The following is an 18009-nucleotide window of genomic DNA, read 5'->3' on the forward strand; positions in this document are numbered from 1 at the left end:
CGCAAGAGCGAGTAGAATGATACTCATACTCATTTCTTCAAAAACATGCTCCGCGCCAAACACGGTGTATATAAAGCGGATCATGACGTAAACAGCTACTTTTGTCGCTGTTCCAGCCAAGAACGCGGTAACCGCAGAAGGGGCATGGGTATACGCGCCAGGAAGCCACATATGCAAAGGAAAGAGAGCGAGTTTAATACCGACGCCAACCATGATGAAGGCAAGCCCGGTATTGACGGTACGACTGGTCTCGATTGCTTGAAGACGATCTCCAAGATCCAGCATGTTAAGTGTTCCCGTCTTCATATACAGCATGCCTACGCCGATCAGTATGAAGGTCGCGCCAATTGTACCCATCACCAAGTACCGAAATGCGGCAGTCAGGCATCGCCTATCAGAGGCTAAGCTCACGAGGGTGTAGGTCGCGAGAGAAGAAATTTCAAGGAATACGAAAAGGTTAAACGCGTCACCGGTGATCAGTATCCCGGAAAGGCCTGCAAGACATAGCAAGTGCGCCGTGTAATAAAGCGTGTGTTGCCCTTCTTTGATTTCCTTTTCAATGCTAGCGCGTGCATAGATGAGCACCAAGCTAGAAATACCGGATACGGCGAGTAACACAAATGCACTGGCGACATCGATACGCATCTCTATGCCCCAAGGTGGGCTCCAGCCACCCAATGCATAACGAATCGCTCCATTCGCCAGCGTCAACTCCAATAGGCCAATCGCGACAAAAAATGCGGCGATACTCGCACTAGTAGAGAGCAGCCAAGCGAGCGATGAACGTCCTACAAGTATCGCAATTGGCGCCGCTAAAAGGGGAATAAGGACGGGAAGTATAGGAAGGTGTTCTGCGACCATTAGATGACGTCATCCTTGTCTTGAAATTCATTCTCCTCGACTGTTCCATAAGCGCGCTTGATGCGGACAATCAAAGAAAGGCCTACTGAAGTAGTAGCTACGCCCACCACGATGGCAGTGAGTATCAGTACATGCGGCAAGGGGTTCGAATAGACCTCGATCCCCTCGGCAACAATAGGGGCTGAGCCTCCAGAGACTTTTCCCATTGAAATGTAAAGCATAAAGACAGAAGTCTGGAACACGTTTAAACCAACAACTTTTTTAACGAGATTGTTGGCCGAGATGACGATGTAAAACCCTGACATCATCAAAAAAATTACGATCCAATAGTTGTAGTGATCAAACAAAAGGTTCATTGAATGTTCGACCTCTCTGCTTGGCTCGCGAACGCATAAAAAATACTTAACATCACGGCAAAAACGGTGATACCGACTCCTAGCTCTATCACTATAATACCAATGTGCTGACCTGCGACCGGGTCATTAGCAAGCACGTTATAGTCTAGAAAGTTGCCGCCTTTTGCCATGCTAACCAAGCCAACAGACGCGTATAGCAGAACGCCTAATGGCGCTAGCAGCTTTAGAAACTGAGGGCTAACGACGTGGAAGGACATGCGAAGACCAAACACAAGTGCGTACAGGATGAACGCAGCTGCGGCGATTACGCCAGCCTGAAATCCACCGCCAGGGCCGAAATCTCCGTGAAATTGCACGTAAAGTGCGAACAATATAATCAATGGAATGCAAATTTTCGCGACAACACGCAACACCGTATGTGAGACAAGGCCAGCTTCGGGGGCCTTTTCTTCCCGTTTTACTGCCAGCAGGGAAAGCACGCCAATCATGGCGGCGAAGACCACAACAGTTTCGCCTAAAGTGTCGAAGCCTCGGTAGCTCGCCAAGACTGATGTCACCATGTTTGGTAACCCGACTTCTTGCGGAGACTGCTCGATGTAGCGTGGCGCGACATGCTCATGCACCGGATTGTCTGCATGACCAAATGGAGGCATGTCGACGGTGCCATAAATCAGCACAGCGCCTGTTACCAAAACTACTACCAATGGTAAAAATGAAGATTGCGAATTTGTTTTCTCAGTCCGGCCCGTCAGAGCCAGCGTTGAAAGCATGAGTACTGTGGATATTCCTGCCCCCACCGCAGCTTCCGTAAAGGCCACGTCGACCGCGTCGAGACTGACAAAAATAAGCGCAGAAAGAAAACTGTAGATACCAAATAGCATCACTACCGCAAACAGATCTTTTAAAAAGATAATTCTAATGGCCGTGAGCGCAAGCATTCCTAGCAAGACGAGATCAATCAATAATTCCATTAATCTCTCTCCTTAGAGTTTCCATGCGTTTTCTCGGCGATGCTCAGTAGACCACCATGGCGTGCAGATTTGGCAAGGGCGTGTGACGCAGTAGGTGCGGTTAAGAGCAGAAAGAGCAGTATGAATGCAAGTTTGACGGTAACCAATGTGAGTCCAGACTGTAATGCCAGACCAAAAAGAATGAAAATCGCAGATACGGAATCCGTCACGCTCGCAGCATGAACCCGAGTAAAAAAGTCCGGAAAACGAAATAACCCGACGGCGCCGGTCAATCCGAAAAAAACGCCAATTACTAAAAAGGCGCCACTAACTATATCTAAAGCGATCAAGCCAAGTCCCTAATTTATTTGTTGTTTTAATCGAGTGTCGCGGTGTATTCAAAAAACCTCAAAACCGCCACCATGCCGATGAAGTTGATGAGCGCATAAACAATAGCAATATCCAAAAAATCTGGCCGACCATTTAAAAAGCCTACCGCTGCGATGAAGAGCACCGTCTTCGTGCCAAACATATTAACGCCAAGAATTCGGTCATAGACTGTTGGAGCGCTAAACGCACGGGCAAGCGCTAAACCCATGACGACGAGTATCGCAATGCATATTGCAGCCATTAAGGTCATAGTTAAGATTCCTTCTTACCCCAAATTGACGTTATCTTGTTCTCCATGTCACCCTCTTTGAGCTCACCGATTGACGCGCTTTGCAGAGCATGGACAGTAATTTCGTCGTCTTCAAGATCCACGCTTAGCGTTCCTGGCGTTAGAGTGATGGAGTTTGCGTAGAGTACGCGGACTTTATCTGGTACTTGCGCGACTGAAACCTTTGCAAGTGACGGGCTTAGATTCTTGGGGTTGCCCCAAACCAACTTTGTAACATGAACACTAGAGGCAATTATTTGGCCTGTCAGCCAAACAAAGTAACGAGAGATACGCGCACCAGAGGCAACTGGCTTAGGCTCAGAGTCGGTTTGATCCATTCTTTTGAGTACAAATAACACGAGTAGCACTGAAAATACGCCAAACCCAATGATCAAAGGCTGATAAATACCTGACAATAAAAGCCAGAACAGGGCTAGAAGAATTGCCCATTTGAGTAGATGCATTGTAGGAGCCCGAACAAAATTTGTTCTAAGTATAGTTACAAATTAAAAGTGCGCTAGGTCACAAAATAAATCGCACTTGAACGGTCGAAAACCTTAGCCTTAAAACATCAAAGAATAAACTTACGATTTGTTATCTTTATTTTTAATAAGATGGATTGTTTTGACGGCGCAGTGGTTTCAAAATTATCGAAGACTTTGCAATCTGCACGGTTAACATCAGAGCGTGCTAAGAAAACACACGCTATCCGGCAAGGCCTAGGAAAGACCGTTTGCTGATCTTTCAAGGTCCAGTGGTGGAGTCAATCGGCTCAATGTTTGAATGAAGCCCCATTAATGCAGCCCCATTGTTGCACCGTGTACAGCATAGTTTGCTAGAGGCTTAAGCGCGTTGATCAATAATCTGATCGAACCCACCCCTGTCAGTGCCGCGCAATGCGCATGCGCTCCTTTAAACGTTTTTGTTGAATTACGCGACGTTCGATTGCTGCTGAGCAGAAAATTGAACGGCATCTAAGTCCGCCATATTAGGCTCTGCCATTTCCTCGACCCATTTTGCCCAAGTGTAGGGCCAAAGAATCGGATCACCATCCGCATCGAGGTACCAGCTTTGACAACCACCAACCCATGCCGTTCCTTTAAGCCCCCGTTTTACGTAGTCATTAAATCGTGTGATCGCTTCGGGTTTTGGCTCAAGCTCGTCAAACTCGTTTTCGCGCCATTTATTGATGAGCTTCAAAACATAATCGCCTTGAACCTCGCTCATTGCGATCACAGAGAAGTTACCGATTGGCGTATTGGGACCAAGCATAAGAAAGAAGTTAGGGAAGTGGGGTAAAAGCATCGATCGATACGCTTTCACAGAATGCGCCCACGCATCATTAATATGGAGACCATCTTTCCCCGTCATGTTCATAGGGCGCATAAAGCTTAATGGTTTAAAACCGGTTGATAGAACCAAAACATCGAGCTTATGCAAAACGCCATCTGTTGTGAGTACACCTGCGGGCGTAATCCGGTCGATGCGCTCCGTAACAAGATGGGCGTTGTCTTTTTGGATGGCTGGATAAAAAGTGGTGTTCACAATGACGCGCTTACAACCTACTTGATAATTTGGTCTAAGTTTGTCTCGCAACGCTTTGTTTTTAATGCTTAATCTAAGATTCGACTTGCACGCCCATTCTAGAATTTTCTTTTGGATGGGATGACCTGTGACCGCTTTGGTAAACATATGCTCCATAAAGAAGATCGCGAAGCGGCGCATAAACCTGTGGATAAACCCGAAGCGATTGAAAAGACGCTTAGCTTTGTCGCTAATGTTGAAGTCCTTGAGCGGCAATACCCACTGCGGTGTTCGTTGAAAAACCGTGACCTCTGCGCCACTGTTTACGAGCTCAGGGATAGCCTGCGCCGCTGTTGATCCTGTACCGATAATCCCAACGCGCGATCCGCTTCCAGTGTTTACCGAATGGTCCCATTCCGCAGTATGAAATGTACTGCCTTCGAAAGTGTCCAAACCCTCGATCTCAGGGTAGGCGGGATGATGAAGAATCCCCGTAGCAGAAATCACGAAGTCAAAAACGTAGTCCTTATTCTGAACCGTTTTTACATACCATTTACCAGCGTCATAAACGGCGTCCGATACCGCTTCATTGAAATGAATGTGCTGCCGAATATCATATTTGTCGGTTACGTGTTCAAAATACGCTTTTATCTCTGGACCACGAGCGAAGAAGTTGCTCCAGTTAGGGTTCGGCTCAAAGGAATAGGTATACATGTGTGAAGGCACATCACAGGCAACACCCGGGTAGGTATTTTCCCTCCAGGTACCGCCAATCTCATCTTTCTTCTCGAAGACCACAATATCGGTTATGCCAATATCGCGTAACTTTTTTACCATCAAAATGCCGGTCATACCCGCGCCTATGACGCAAACTGCTGGATTTCGCTTCATACTGTGTACCACTACGTTTTTGAAGCATATGACTCTAAGCCGAAACAAGTGAGCGAGGAATGCTGAAAATAAGACGTTATTTATGATTTTTGGACAGCACCAAGCCTGCGATGAATTAATCCTGCATTCGGCATGGTACGTAAGACATACGAATGCATATGGGTGATCCTGAAAATTAGCTTACAGTTATAAGCATTAATGATCGCCTGAATGCAAATAGGTGCTAAAATTCGCCTGTCAAAGGTTTAAAGCAAAAGCGCTCCCATCTCTGAGTGCAGCGATTTTCTCAAAAGGAATCAAATAATGGATGTTGTCATCATTGGGGCTGGCATTATGGGCGTCACCTTCGCCAATATTGCCAAGACAATCGACCCAAATCTGAAGATTACTGTCATAGAACGCCTTGATCAGGCCGCGGGCAGTAATTCAAGTGTGTTTAACAACGCAGGAACGGGCCACGAGGCAAACTGCGAACTCAACTACACACCGGTTGATGAAGAGGTGATTAGCGTTGAAAAGGCGTTGACCATCCACGCGCAATTCAACGTGGCTAAACAGTATTGGGCTTATCTTGTAGAAAAGGGCATCGTTAAAGATCCCTCAACCATAATTAACCCTACGAAACACTGCACTCTCGTTAACGAAGACAGCATTAGCCTTTTGCATATGCGGTATAAGGAGATGGCAAGTCACCATTTTTTCGACGAAATGGAGCTATCTGAAGATTTCGACAAAATCAAAGAATGGCTGCCGCTTGCAATGGATGGCCGACCGCGCGATCAGAAAATGGCGGCAACCATGGTTGACCATGGCACTGACGTAAACTTTGAAGCCATCACGCGAGAGCTTGCCGCGTATATGAAAAACGAGCAGGGCGTCAATTTCGAATACAATACGCACGTTGGCCGTGTTCATAAAAGCCCTTCTGGCACATGGTTAATCGAGTGTAAGCAGGGAGATAAAGACGTCCAGTTTCGCGCAGACAAGCTGTTCGTCGGTGCCGGTGGCGGGGCCTTTCCAATCTTAAAAGCAAGCCATTTACCTATGGCTCGACGCTTCTCCGGTTTCCCCGTTGGGGGCCGCTTCCTTCTCACTGAGATCGATGAAAAAACAGCCAAAGAATATGACGCTAAAACGTATGGCAAGGCCGCCGTTGGTGCGCCACCAATGTCTGTTCCTCATCTAGATTTACGCGCTGCTGATGGCAAGCATTATCTACTGTTTGGGCCCTTTGCGACGTTTTCACCGATCTTGGAAAAGGGAAGGGGGATTATCGAGTTTATTCGTATGATTCACCTTCACGATATTCCAAACCTGCTAAATGTTGCGAAAGAGCATTTCCCGCTGGTTTCCTACTTGTTTAAAGAAACATTCAAAGGAAAAAGCGCGATGCTTGAAACTTTGGAGGAGTTTGCGCCTGGATTAAGTACCCGTTTTGATTGGCAAGTTTCGCAGGCAGGTCAAAGGGTACAGATTATCAAAGACGGTGACCTTCAAATGGGTACCGAAATCATCGTTAATGAGGATCAGACCTATGGCACCTTGCTTGGCGCGTCGCCCGGTGCATCCGTCTCTCCTGAGGTGATGTTGCGCTGTGTAGAGCAAATGTTTCCAAAGCTCGTAAAAAAGGAAGAGAGCAAGAAGGCGCTCAAGGATATGTTTGAAGAGCCCGATTTAGACGCGTTAATTGACGACGCAGATAAATATCGTGAGATACGAAACCGCGTAGACGCCATTCTTAAAGTGCGACCGGCTCGTAGCAACTAGACGCTAACACTGTTAACAATCGAGTAGGTTTAAGGGCGCATTTTCATGCGCCCTTTTGCGTTGGACTCTGTCGATAGGCGCATATATAAGCCTATTTCTTAAGCCGCTCCAAACTCTTTACAGCGGCAATATCCAAACAATCAATACCAGTTATTTCCTCCTAAATTTAAAAAATGCGACGAACATCCAATGTCGAATTTCGCCACAAAGCTAACATAATGCGCTCACGTACAAGCAGTCATTCCGCAGTACCGAATGTTGTGCATCGATAGCAATAAAAATAAAAGGCATACGATGATGCAATGGATTAAAAGTAAAACCTTTTTCAGTAGTATTTTATTTACAGGCTTGCTCATGCAGAGTGCAGCCGCAAACGCGTTTTGTTGGTGGTGGCAGGATTGCACGGCTTACAAAACACAAAACCCAATCGTGCTTGTTCATGGTCTTTCCGGCTTTGATAGCATTCTCGGTATCGATTACTTTTATGGCGTTAAAAGCGAACTAGAAGAGCGTGGCGCAAAGGTCTATATCCCTAATGTCACATCTTGGGAAGATGGTTATGTACGCGGCGAGCAGCTGCTTGCATATCTTGAGGAACTCAAGGCGATTACCGGGGCTCAAAAGTTCAACTTGATTGGCCATAGTCTTGGTTCACCAACAAGCCGTTATGTTGCTGGCGTTCGCCCAGATTTGGTTGCGTCGGTTACATCTGTCAATGGTGCAAATAGCGGTTCCGGTTTTGCTGATGCGGCGCGCGGTATCGTTCCGGTCGGTGGTGGCACGGAAGCGCTGATCGAAGGTGCCCTGAATTTCTTGGGTAACATTATCGATGCACTTTCAGGTAACCCAGACTACGCGCAAGACGCGCTAGGTGCAGTGACATTCCTTACCACACCGGGTGCGGAGCAGTTCAATAACCTATTCCCAGCAGGACGTCCCACAAGTTACTGTGGCGAAGGCGCGAGCGTTGTTAATGGCATTCGTTACTATTCCTGGGGTGGCGATTGGATTGCCACAAACGCATTAGATATCTCTGATCCATTTTTACTGTTTACTGGTGCTACGATGATTGGCCAGGAAAACGACGGTTTAGTGGGACAATGTCAACAGAATTGGGGTGATGTTATTTCTACAGATTACAACCTCAACCACCTTGATGGCGTGAACTTGTTCTTCGGGCTGTCTAATTTGTTTGAAGTTGACCCAGTGGTTCTCTTTGAGAATCATGCACGTCGCTTAAAGGCCGCAGGCTTGTAAGCTGAACGTTAGAGGGGGGGCTGTTGCCCTCCTTTATTTTGTAATTGATCTTACCAGGCATCAACCTATGCTTAAACGCACATCCGCAGTGATGGCCATCAGTGTCGTCGTTTTTAGTTGCCTTGCCGTATGGCATTGGAGCAAACCTCCTGCTGTTGATGTAGTTGAGAATCGTTCCGATATCTTGACCGTAACCAAAGATCTATCGTCGAGCGAGCCGATAAAAATACCCCATGACGATCAATCATCGCAATTACCTTACACCTCTCGCCACGGCGCACTTGTTAGTTCGCTGAAAGGTATTTACTTCGATAGAGATTTGGCCGTTGACGAACAGGGAAATCTGCGGATTTCTTCTGATATTAAGGACGTGTTTGATTTTTTCTTTTCTGCGATCGAAGAAGAAGAGCTCGATGTTGTTCTCGCTCGCATCGAAGAATACTTAAACTACAAACTTGAAGATCCCGCGCTTACTCAAGCGCTCAAAGCACTTGCGGATTATGTCGATTACAAGGCGGCAGTTTATGATTTAGAGGCGGCATTTTCAGAGAAAATCGCTTCGTTTTCAGCAACAGGTCAGCAAGTAAGCCTCGGTGGCGAGTATCTGTCACTCGTCAAAGAGCGCTTGGAGCTGGTAAAGCAACTCCGCCAAGAACATTTAAGCGTTGAGTTGCATGAGGCCTTTTACTCGGAGCGCGAACAATACGACGACTATATGCTACAAAAACTTCAGATTAACGCTGACCCTGCGCTGAGCCCTTCGCAGAAACAAGCATCGCTGAAAATCCTTGATTCTCAGATGCCCAGAGCGTTTATAGAGAGCCGTCAGTCGGCAAACCCCGTGGCTTTGCTTAGGGAGGCTACGCAGAGCGCATCCGAATCTGACCCTGAAGCACTTTATGTTCAGCGTGTTTCTACGGTGGGCGAGCCAGCGGCTCAAAGACTTTCAGAACTGGATGCAGAGCGTGCCAAGTGGACGAGTAGATATAATGACTACAGCGTTAAACGGGATGCGATCATCGGAAACACCGGGCTGGACAAAGAATCACAGCTAAACGAAATCAACGTACTCAGACAACAGCTATTCAGCGAAACAGAGCAGGTGAGAGTGGCATCACTCGATCAGATTAATAACGTTTTTTAGTATCGCTCGTGAATCGCAATCCCTTGATATGCCTTGAGTTTTTGGAGGGCGTCTTCGGAGCCAGACTCGGCCATTCGCGCGTAATGCTGAATGAGCGAATGCAAGTACCGGCAGGCGATCTCTTTTTGTCTCATGTCGACTGGACACCAGATATCCTCACCTGTTTCGCTTATTGGGCGGAGCGAATCGCTTTCCTGTGCGGTGCGATTATCCAACAGGTCGTTGTCTCTCGCCGCTGATGCGCAGGTCGCGCCTTCGAAATCGAGAGCTTTGTCATTGTCACCGTCCTTTCTTGAGCCGTTTTCAGCTTGGTAGGATACGAGCACCACCTCATAAATACGGCGATTCTCTTCGACCAAGACTTCGCGCTTTAAGTTGCAGCCAAGACGTCTAAGCGCCCTACGAAGAGTGTAATGGTGTCGTATCGGACAAAGTAAAAAGTCAACTTCGAGCTTTGAGGGGCCGCCATCGATGCCTCGTATAAGTGCGCTTACGATGTCGCTAGTTAGATCTCCGCCGACGCCGGCGATCACGAACAGATGTTTTCCATTCAACGCCGAGATATCGATTGTGGCCGCATCGAGACAGTGAGCATACCATTTGCTTTCGATGGGGCTCGTCGCTTGATGCGTTTGCAACTTGTGCTTCACTTGTTCGATTAGTGCTTGGGATACATCGACAAAGTGAATGTGAGGCGCAGCCTTCCGATCAAGAAGGCGCATCCCAAGTAAACCGTGATCACAGCAACAATCCCAGATATGGGTGTACTCAGACAAGATAAACTGGTCAATCGTCGATAGGCGATTTCCTAATTTTTTACCTGTATTGAGTTTTGTCTCAGTGTTTTTACTCAAGCTCATATTACTACCATATAGGCAAAGTGCGTGGTCTTAAATTTAGGTTCACGAAGCGGAACCGTGGATTTTCCGTTAATAATTGTACTGTTTACAAAAAACAGATATGCCAACTCAGTTTATCGCGCGGGTTGTGCTAAAGTTGCGCGTAATTTTTTAGATTCAAAGGAGCCCTTATCATGGGTCAGGAAAATAAGATTAATGTATTAGATGCCTCATGGTTAGCGTTGGACTCTGAAGATACGCCAATGCATGTTGGTAATTTGCAGATCTTTTCGTTACCAGACGGTGCTCCCGAAACCTTTTTGCGCGATGATGTTGCACGAATGAAAGCGGCCTCGAGTCTCGTATCTCCTTGGAATAAGAAGCTCGCAAAGCCAAGCCGCCTTGGACGAATGATCGCGCCGTCATGGGTCGTCGATAAAGATATTGACCTTGATTACCATATTCGGCATTCGGCGTTACCAAAACCGGGTGGCGAACGTGAGCTTGGTATCCTAGTGTCGCGGCTGCACTCTAACAGAATGGACTTTAAGCGTCCCCTCTGGGAGTGTCACGTTATTGAGGGGCTAGAGAACGATCGCTTCGCAATCTATACAAAAATGCATCATTCATTAATTGACGGGATTAGTGGAGTAAGACTGCTCCAGAGAACGCTGTCTGATTCGCCAGATGACGTCAACATGGCGCCACCTTGGTCAATCGCGCCGCCGAAGCGGAAAAAAAGCGGGGAGTCAGAGGGCATTCCCACATGGCAAGGCGCGGTCGAGCAGGCGATTGATGCGATAAAAGAGCAAGCTTCCAACACGCCACAGTTAGTGACAGCCTTAGCGAAGCTCGTTAGTTCATCGGTCCAAGATCGACAAGAGCTAGCTGCTCCCTTCGTAGGACCAAATTCGATCATCAATGGTCGAGTACAACCCGCTCGCCGTTTTGCGACTCAACAGTACACACTTGATCGCATCAAAGCGCTTGCAGAAGCGGCCGACGCTTCGCTGAACGACATCGTGCTCTACTTATGCGGTACTGCATTGCGGCAATTTTTGCTTGAAAAAGAAGCGCTTCCCGATCATCCGCTAACGGCCGGTATACCTGTCAATATCCGACCTGCAGATGACGATGGCACAGGCACAGCCATTAGTTTTATGATCGCAAGTTTAGCCACCGATCAAGCGGACCCTTTAAAACGCCTCGCTACCATAAAAGAGTCAACTCGTATCGCGAAGGCGCATTTGCAAAGCTTGCCCAGAGCATCGTTAACGCAATACACGATGTTAATGATGGCCCCTTATTCTCTGCAGCTCTTGACCGGTTTAGGCGGACGCATGCGACCCGCGTTTAACATCACGATCTCCAATGTCCCAGGACCAAAAGACACGCTTTATTATAATGGCTCTAAGCTTGAAGCAATGTATCCAGTATCGTTGATTGCACATGGTGGTGCTCTGAATATTACCTGCCTTAGCTATGACGGTTCTTTGAACTTTGGGTATACCGGCTGTCGTGACTCATTGCCAAGCATGCAAAACCTCGCCGTGTTCTCAGGAGCAGCGCTGGACGAACTAGAAGCGCTCGTGAGAAAGCCCGCGCCAAAACCACGGAAGCGCAAAGCACCGCGTAAGACGAAGGTGGATGCGAAATAACGTTCGTTTATTAGCAAAGACTTGGTTGCCGTTCGGGTGAAATCAATAGGACTTAAACGGCAACCATGATGCAGCGCGTTGTGGTTTGTGCGTTTACTGAGAAGCGATACTGGCATAAGCCGGCGATGGCGTTTGTTCGGGTTTAGACAGACCTGTTTCGCCAACCAATAGCTCTTGTGTGTCTGCCCAATGCCATAGTTGAAACTCTCCTTGTTTCGTCTCAAATAGAACGGAACAATGCTCGACCCAGTCACCGTCATTCATATACAGCGCAGCGCCATGGAAGCACATTTGCCAGTGATGGATGTGCCCGCATATAAATCCATCTACTTGCTGCTCAATGGCTCGATGCGCCGCCAGCTTTTCGTACTTTTCGATGAAGACCTGCGCGGAGCCGATACGCTTCTTGACCGAGCGCGCAAGAGACCAGTAGGGTTTTCCAATCCCTCGACGAATCGCGTTTACTAGCGTATTAATCTTCAGTAAAAACTCATGCGATATGTCGCCTAGCCAATTCAGCCACGGTGCGCATTGAAGTAAGGTATCAAACTCGTCCCCGTGACTGACCAAAAACGTTCGTCCATCCAGGCTTTTGTAATGACTGTGGTTGGCGACGCGAATCGAGCAGATGGTTTGTCCATTAAAGCGACGTATCAGTGCATCGTGATTACCGGGAATGTACACCACGTCAACGCCGGCCTGCGCCATAGCGACAATGCGCGCGATGACAGCTTGATGTAGCGCGGGAAACTGGGCACGTTTTCTGAGTGCAAGCAAATCAACGATGTCTCCAACCAGGAAAAGCTGCTCGCATTCGATACGTTGGAGCATATCGAGTAGGTACTTCGCTTGGCATGCACTGGTTCCTAAATGTACGTCAGATATAAAAACGCTTCGCACTTTTACGGGTGTTGCTGACATGACAGCTCTCCTCCTGTTTAGTGACAAGAATAGGCTAGGGTTGTCATGTATCGATTAGGTGAATACGTGATGAAGCTTTGATGACAGTTACAGGTGAAAAGCGCAGGACCCGAACCGAGAAATCAGTACTGTCTAACGATTTGCAGACTTAATTTCTAACTGACGAAAACAGTGAAGGGAAAGTACGCAGGGAATGTACGGAGGGAAAGTACGGAGTGTGTAGCTTGTACACTAAACGGGTGAGAAGTGTATGACACTTCGCTGCCGGCGTCTGCTGACAGTCGAAGTGCCGTTATACTCAACGTAGCGTTTGTTAACCGCTATTGCTTGACGATATCGATGCTAAAAAATGTTGTAGTCCCGCTCACTTCATTTCCAACAATCAGCATCGCATCTCCCGTTGGGCTATCTTCCTCAGACACAAATTTGATTGATTCTGGCCCAAGATCACCCACATCTGCCAAGTCCGCTTCCGGATCGGCAATGTCGAAATCGCGTTCATTGATATATTGAACAAAGTTTGCTGATTCGGGGGTCGTGATGTCGTAAACCATGATGCCGCCAACACGCTCAAGACCAATGAAAGCGTAAACCCGATTGTTGATTGCGCCAATCTCGATTGCCTCAGGCTCTGGGCCTTTATCGTCAGAGCGATCGTCGCCTTCGTTATCGTCGTTGCTCGCATTGAAATTCTCACCCAAGCGGTTCGCGGTGATGACTTCAAAGTCGCTGCCAGAATCGTAGAGAAGCGCGCCCGATTCTCCATCCCAGATAGAGAAAGATCGCGCGCCGTAAGAATAGAGCGCCTCATAAGTGCAATCTGCGGCAGGTTGTCCCGTTGTCGCTAGAGATGCACATGCGCCGCTAACGCCCATGTCGGTCATTACTTTTAAACGACCGAGTTGATCACTATCTTCGAAGTCTGCGCCTGCAAGGCCAACAAGGTCTGCATCAAAGCTTGCTCCGGTGGATGCGATATCCTTGATACGAATTTCATCTAAATAATGAAAGCAATCACCGTCATCGAAATCGATACCGCCTTGAGCCGCACAATCGCCGGCATCGTTCGCGTCCGTCAGATACTCGCGACCATCACCCTCATTGGCAGTAACTAAATAGGTCTTACCGTTAAACTCATATGCATCCGCAGAGTCTGGCATAAACACACCATAAACAGGGACGTTGCGAATATTGATGCCATTATCTTTATTGCTTGGGTCAATCTCGTTACCAGGAATTAGGTAATTTTTGTATCCCAGTCCCTGAACTGCGCTTAGCGCTTTCTTTTCAAGATCTATGATGGCAATGGCATTGTTCTCCTGAAGGATCACAAATGCTGTCTTGCTATCCCCTGATACCGCGACATATTCAGGCTCAAGATCTTGCGACACGCTTGCAGCTTTGCTTGAAATTCGTACTTCGTTCGTTAGGGTCTTGCTCCCGCCACTATTGAATTCAGAGAACGTTACCTGGGTGACATCACTTGGCGTAAGCGACCCAGCTCCGCCAGAGACGTCGATAATTGTGACACTGCCCTCTGGATCAACGGAGTAGTCGCCATTTGGCTCTCCTTCATTTGCCGCGATAACGGTGTTGCCATCAGGGGTAAATGTCACCATGTCGGGCAAGGCACCCGCTTCTACTGCACTAAGAAAGGTCCCATCCGTCTGATAAAACGCAATGTAGCCGTTATTCTGTTTTGGCTTGGCTTCAATCGCAACGGCGAGCGTGTTGTCGCTAACGGCAACGCTGTTAGCCGCACCTAGGTCCGCTTCACTTATACCGGCAATCGCGCCGGCAACGTCGCCCGCGACATTCAACGAGCTCGCGAGAGTTGGTGTGGATGGCGATGCGGTGTCTATTAGGTCGATTTGTCCTGAGTTGGCATTGACGACAAACGTCGTTTTTGTTGCTGGATCATAATCAACGATCTCGGCGGCTGATTCATCGAATTCGCCTGTTGAGTAACGACCGAAAAAGGATACGGAAATCGTGTTCTCGAACAGGTTCAGTTCATCGATTTTGTCTTCAACTTTACAGCCAGCTAGTAAGCTTGTACCCAACGCAACCGCTGCGGCCAAGCACGTTATCTTCATATTAGATCTGTTTTTTACTTTCATCTCTCTCTCCAGGCTACTCGTTTAATTATCCTAAAACGCATTATTTTTGTGGCATATACACTGATCGTGCAGCGCCGTTCATACACTCTGATGATTCCCTCGTGACAACACCGTCAGCGGAAACTGAATTCGATGGCGCAATGGGGGTTGGATTGGGCGGCTCCACCTGTTGATCTGCGCTTTTTGACGGCAGCTTGCCGAATTTGGCTTTGAGCAATTCCTTTAATACATCGCGCTTGATGGCTTTATTGGTTAATTCTGAGGAAGCCCAAAACCAGCCGTCTGTAGTCATTCGATGCCCTGCGGCCACCATTCTTTCGATCACGTTGTAAAACTCTTCATCACTGTAGTTATGGCTAAAAATGAAGCGACCCGTGCCGATCCATGGCAGAGTTAAACCTTCAGCGCGCAAGTAATATTGATATAGCCAGTTGAAGCGGTTCGGCTGCGTGTACAAAGGGACGAATACAGACGTCATATTGGCTACCTGAACTGGGATACCCGCTTCTTTTAGTGCTTCGTTCATGATCCGCGCCCGGGTATTCCATTGCTTATCGAGCCTGTTCGGTTCGATAAGATATTCAGGAAGGAAGATTCGCTTCAGAAAGGCATTCATGGCCCCCATAACATAGGGGTGTGAATTGAAAGTTCCGCGTGCAAAGCAAATGTCTGTTGGCTTGTCGGCTCGATAACGCTGCATGAGCTCGGCTTTTCCGCAAACCACGCCTACGGGAAGACCTCCACCAAGTGTTTTGCCATAGGTCACCATGTCGGCTTTTACGTCAAAGTATGCTTGTGCACCTCCTGGACCGAGGCGAAACCCGAGGAAAACCTCGTCCATGATCATTACAATGTTTTTCTGGCTGCAGACCGCGCGTAACTCCCTTAACCAATCCGCATACGCTTGTTTGTCAAACATCGCGTGGCGGTCGCTTGCAACCAGCATGGAGTCGCTGGCGCTACCGCCATTTGGATTCAACGCCTGAAGAGGGTTAATGAGAACGCAAGCAATATCGTTTCTGGTGCGCAAAACCCGAAGCGTGTCTTTCGACATTTCCTTTAATGTATACACATCGTGCACTTTACGAGGATTGCCGATGCCGGGCTGAACGCCGTCCCACCATCCGTGATAAGCGCCGCAAAAAACCACAGTTCGCGGCTTGTTCGTATGGTAATGCGCTAGGCGAACAGCCTGCATGACCGCTTCGGTGCCCGACATATGGAAAGACACCTGGTCCATACCCGAGATCTTGCGCAACTGATCAATGTTCTCGGTGATGATTGGGTGATATGGACCAAGAGCAGGACCGAGCTCCGCGGTTTTTTGCATGCCTTCTGCAATGCATTCCTTGTAAAAATCATAACCGAAGAGGTTTACCCCATATGCGCCTGTCAGATCGTAAGACCAGTTTCCGTCCAAATCTCTAATCTGCGTGCCACTACTGGTATCGGCCATCAGCCCAAGAGGAATCTCTCGTGACATCAAACGTCGGAACTGAAAAGGCACGCGATATTGGTTGGTAAAGTCCACGTCGGCTAGTTTGCCTTCAAGCTCCTTGCTCGCGGCGATGGTATGTGGCGCCTGAGATTGAAGCGCCTCTTTGAGTGCGGCAAATCCCGCGTGACGCTTTGCGATCACGTCTTCCGGAGCGTTATCACAACGAAACGCTTGAGATTGCGAATACTCATAAAACGGCAAAAGCTTCGCAATGCGCTTAGACATCTTCGCGTGACCGCGCAAAGAGGGATGCTTCGCGATCGAAAGCTGCAAACGCCGAACAACCCTGTACACAATATAGGCAAGCAGCAGAGCCGACAGGACTAGTACAAAGTATTCGCCTTGCAGGGAGGGTAGTTGATTATCTAAAAGCGCCATAGTTGCCACTCTTTGTTGGTAGTAACGCGTAAAGCCGGATTAGCTACGCATGTTTAGCTCATGCTCTTCGTTTTCGTGCATGGCGTGCGTCATCGGGTCCATGAGCTCTCCGCGCATGAGATAAAGCGGGGACTTCATGTAAATTTTGAAGTCATGAAACGGGTCGGTAATGATCTTTAGACACCACGCTAAGCCCGTCTTGATGTCTCGAATAAAGAACAGGTGAATAGTTCTAAACAGCAGTGCTGCTACACCTAGAACCAGCCAAGCAATCGCCATGTTGTTTAGGAAGCCATTAAAATCGGTGTAGGCTTGCATCGTGCCAAGTAGAGTCGGATCAAACACCAACACAACAGGGATTGCCGCCCAAATAGCATGGAGCACTCTTTTACGGTTTAGGTTGTATCCTACTTTTATCTCTTCTTTATGCTCATGCGTTGCCTTGTTGATATGGTCATAGTCGCGCGGCTCGAAAAAGAAGTGGCCGCTCTGACGGGAAACCATGCCAATGCCCCAGCCAATTAATGCGGCTACACCGGGGTTAATAAACAGCATGATGTACGCCGTCATAAAACTGATTGAGCTTAAAAAGTGCAATGACTGATTAATACGGCTTTGGTGATAGTAACGATGGTCGTCCCAGCGCAATTCGTTTAGCTCTGCAAGAAAGGAAGCGACAGCCCCTTGGGGTTGCGTCTGTTGCGATATTGTCATAGCGATGCACCTAGTATTGGTTTATGTTGTAATTTCTTTCGGCTTGTTGGGCCGCGTGTGGTTGCTAACTGTTTGCCTTTACTGTTGCTTTTGCGTCATTAAAGGCTGTCCCATCCGAATAATTTCACCTTCACGAATCTGCGGCATAAAGCTGTAGTGTTCGCTGAAGAGCAGCACGATGGTGGACCCATGCTCAAAATTACCGATCCGTTCACCCCGCTCAAAAGAACGCTTAAATGGAATTTCGTTTGGGCCTCGATAGGCGAGCGATAGCGGGTGTTCAAGGCCGACGAACCGCATACTGGCGACTAAAATCGCGGCGACAGGGATCATCGCGATGCGTCCTTCAAAATTGGTGGGCTTTATTTCGATCACTGCGCGTTCGTTGCGGCAGAACAAGCGGTTAATGCGTTTAAGCGTTGGAGGATTAACATTGAACGTGTCACCGGAAATGTAATGCAGCTTGTCTACCT

General features: G+C 48.0%; 17 protein-coding genes. 4 read left to right on the plus strand and 13 right to left on the minus strand.

The window, feature by feature from the left end:
• The 7 genes from A3750_RS12160 to A3750_RS12190 form a co-directional block, all read right to left on the minus strand.
• A partial coding sequence (locus A3750_RS12160) for a proton-conducting transporter membrane subunit (protein WP_304440190.1) occupies positions 1–861 on the minus strand: 861 nt, incomplete at its 3' end.
• Entirely contained in the window at positions 861–1217 is a 357-nt protein-coding gene (locus A3750_RS12165; RefSeq protein WP_068454065.1) for a cation:proton antiporter subunit C, read from the minus strand. The genes A3750_RS12165 and A3750_RS12160, both read right to left, overlap by 1 nt.
• Complete coding sequence (locus tag A3750_RS12170; protein WP_082863118.1) at positions 1214–2188, minus strand: DUF4040 domain-containing protein; 975 nt, start codon at positions 2186–2188, stop codon at positions 1214–1216. Before A3750_RS12170 ends, A3750_RS12165 begins: the two co-directional genes overlap by 4 nt.
• A complete protein-coding gene (gene mnhG / locus A3750_RS12175) occupies positions 2188–2517 on the minus strand; it encodes a monovalent cation/H(+) antiporter subunit G (protein WP_156492327.1) in 330 nt (109 codons plus the stop codon). Before mnhG ends, A3750_RS12170 begins: the two co-directional genes overlap by 1 nt.
• 26 nt (positions 2518–2543) lie before the next feature.
• Positions 2544–2807, minus strand: coding sequence for a monovalent cation/H+ antiporter complex subunit F (locus A3750_RS12180; RefSeq protein ID WP_068454069.1), 264 nt, complete (start codon positions 2805–2807; stop codon positions 2544–2546).
• A gap of 2 nt (positions 2808–2809) precedes the next feature.
• Positions 2810–3289: a Na+/H+ antiporter subunit E gene (locus A3750_RS12185; RefSeq protein WP_068454071.1), complete on the minus strand. Its 480-nt coding sequence runs from the start codon at positions 3287–3289 to the stop codon at positions 2810–2812.
• Positions 3290–3755: 466 nt separating this feature from the next.
• Positions 3756–5240, minus strand: coding sequence for an NAD(P)/FAD-dependent oxidoreductase (locus tag A3750_RS12190; protein ID WP_068454074.1), 1485 nt, complete (start codon positions 5238–5240; stop codon positions 3756–3758).
• A 303-nt stretch (positions 5241–5543) separates the two neighbouring features.
• On the opposite strand from A3750_RS12190, the gene A3750_RS12195 reads away from it, so the two are divergent.
• From A3750_RS12195 to A3750_RS12205, 3 genes are all read left to right on the plus strand, one after another.
• Positions 5544–7007, plus strand: a complete 1464-nt coding sequence (locus tag A3750_RS12195; RefSeq protein WP_068454077.1) for a malate:quinone oxidoreductase — start codon at positions 5544–5546, stop codon at positions 7005–7007.
• A gap of 294 nt (positions 7008–7301) precedes the next feature.
• On the plus strand, positions 7302–8264 hold the full coding sequence (locus tag A3750_RS12200; RefSeq protein ID WP_231871808.1) for a triacylglycerol lipase: 963 nt from the start codon (positions 7302–7304) through the stop codon (positions 8262–8264).
• A 67-nt stretch (positions 8265–8331) separates the two neighbouring features.
• Positions 8332–9408 carry a lipase secretion chaperone gene (locus tag A3750_RS12205; protein ID WP_082863119.1) on the plus strand — a complete coding sequence of 359 codons (1077 nt, stop codon included), beginning with the start codon at positions 8332–8334 and terminating at the stop codon, positions 9406–9408.
• On the opposite strand, the gene A3750_RS12210 is transcribed toward A3750_RS12205, so the two are convergent.
• Positions 9405–10268, minus strand: coding sequence for a tRNA (adenine(22)-N(1))-methyltransferase TrmK (locus tag A3750_RS12210; protein WP_068454083.1), 864 nt, complete (start codon positions 10266–10268; stop codon positions 9405–9407). The two genes, A3750_RS12205 and A3750_RS12210, sit on opposite strands and share 4 nt — an antisense overlap.
• 173 nt (positions 10269–10441) lie before the next feature.
• Between A3750_RS12210 and A3750_RS12215 the strand changes: the two genes are divergently transcribed.
• Entirely contained in the window at positions 10442–11905 is a 1464-nt protein-coding gene (locus A3750_RS12215; protein ID WP_068454086.1) for a wax ester/triacylglycerol synthase family O-acyltransferase, read from the plus strand.
• 93 nt (positions 11906–11998) lie between these two features.
• Here the strand turns inward: A3750_RS12215 and A3750_RS12220 are convergent, their stop codons facing one another.
• The 5 genes from A3750_RS12220 to A3750_RS12240 form a co-directional block, all read right to left on the minus strand.
• On the minus strand, positions 11999–12826 hold the full coding sequence (locus A3750_RS12220) for a UDP-2,3-diacylglucosamine diphosphatase (RefSeq protein WP_068454089.1): 828 nt from the start codon (positions 12824–12826) through the stop codon (positions 11999–12001).
• Between the two features lie 320 nt (positions 12827–13146).
• Positions 13147–14922 carry a choice-of-anchor I family protein gene (locus tag A3750_RS12225; RefSeq protein WP_068548311.1) on the minus strand — a complete coding sequence of 592 codons (1776 nt, stop codon included), beginning with the start codon at positions 14920–14922 and terminating at the stop codon, positions 13147–13149.
• A gap of 64 nt (positions 14923–14986) precedes the next feature.
• On the minus strand, positions 14987–16822 hold the full coding sequence (locus tag A3750_RS12230; RefSeq protein WP_068458600.1) for an aminotransferase class III-fold pyridoxal phosphate-dependent enzyme: 1836 nt from the start codon (positions 16820–16822) through the stop codon (positions 14987–14989).
• Between the two features lie 39 nt (positions 16823–16861).
• Positions 16862–17536, minus strand: a complete 675-nt coding sequence (locus tag A3750_RS12235) for a hypothetical protein (RefSeq protein ID WP_068458599.1) — start codon at positions 17534–17536, stop codon at positions 16862–16864.
• Between the two features lie 78 nt (positions 17537–17614).
• On the minus strand, positions 17615–18009 hold a 395-nt coding region (locus A3750_RS12240), incomplete at its 5' end, for a phosphatidylserine decarboxylase (RefSeq protein ID WP_197475015.1).

This window comes from Oleiphilus sp. HI0079 (assembly GCF_001635105.1).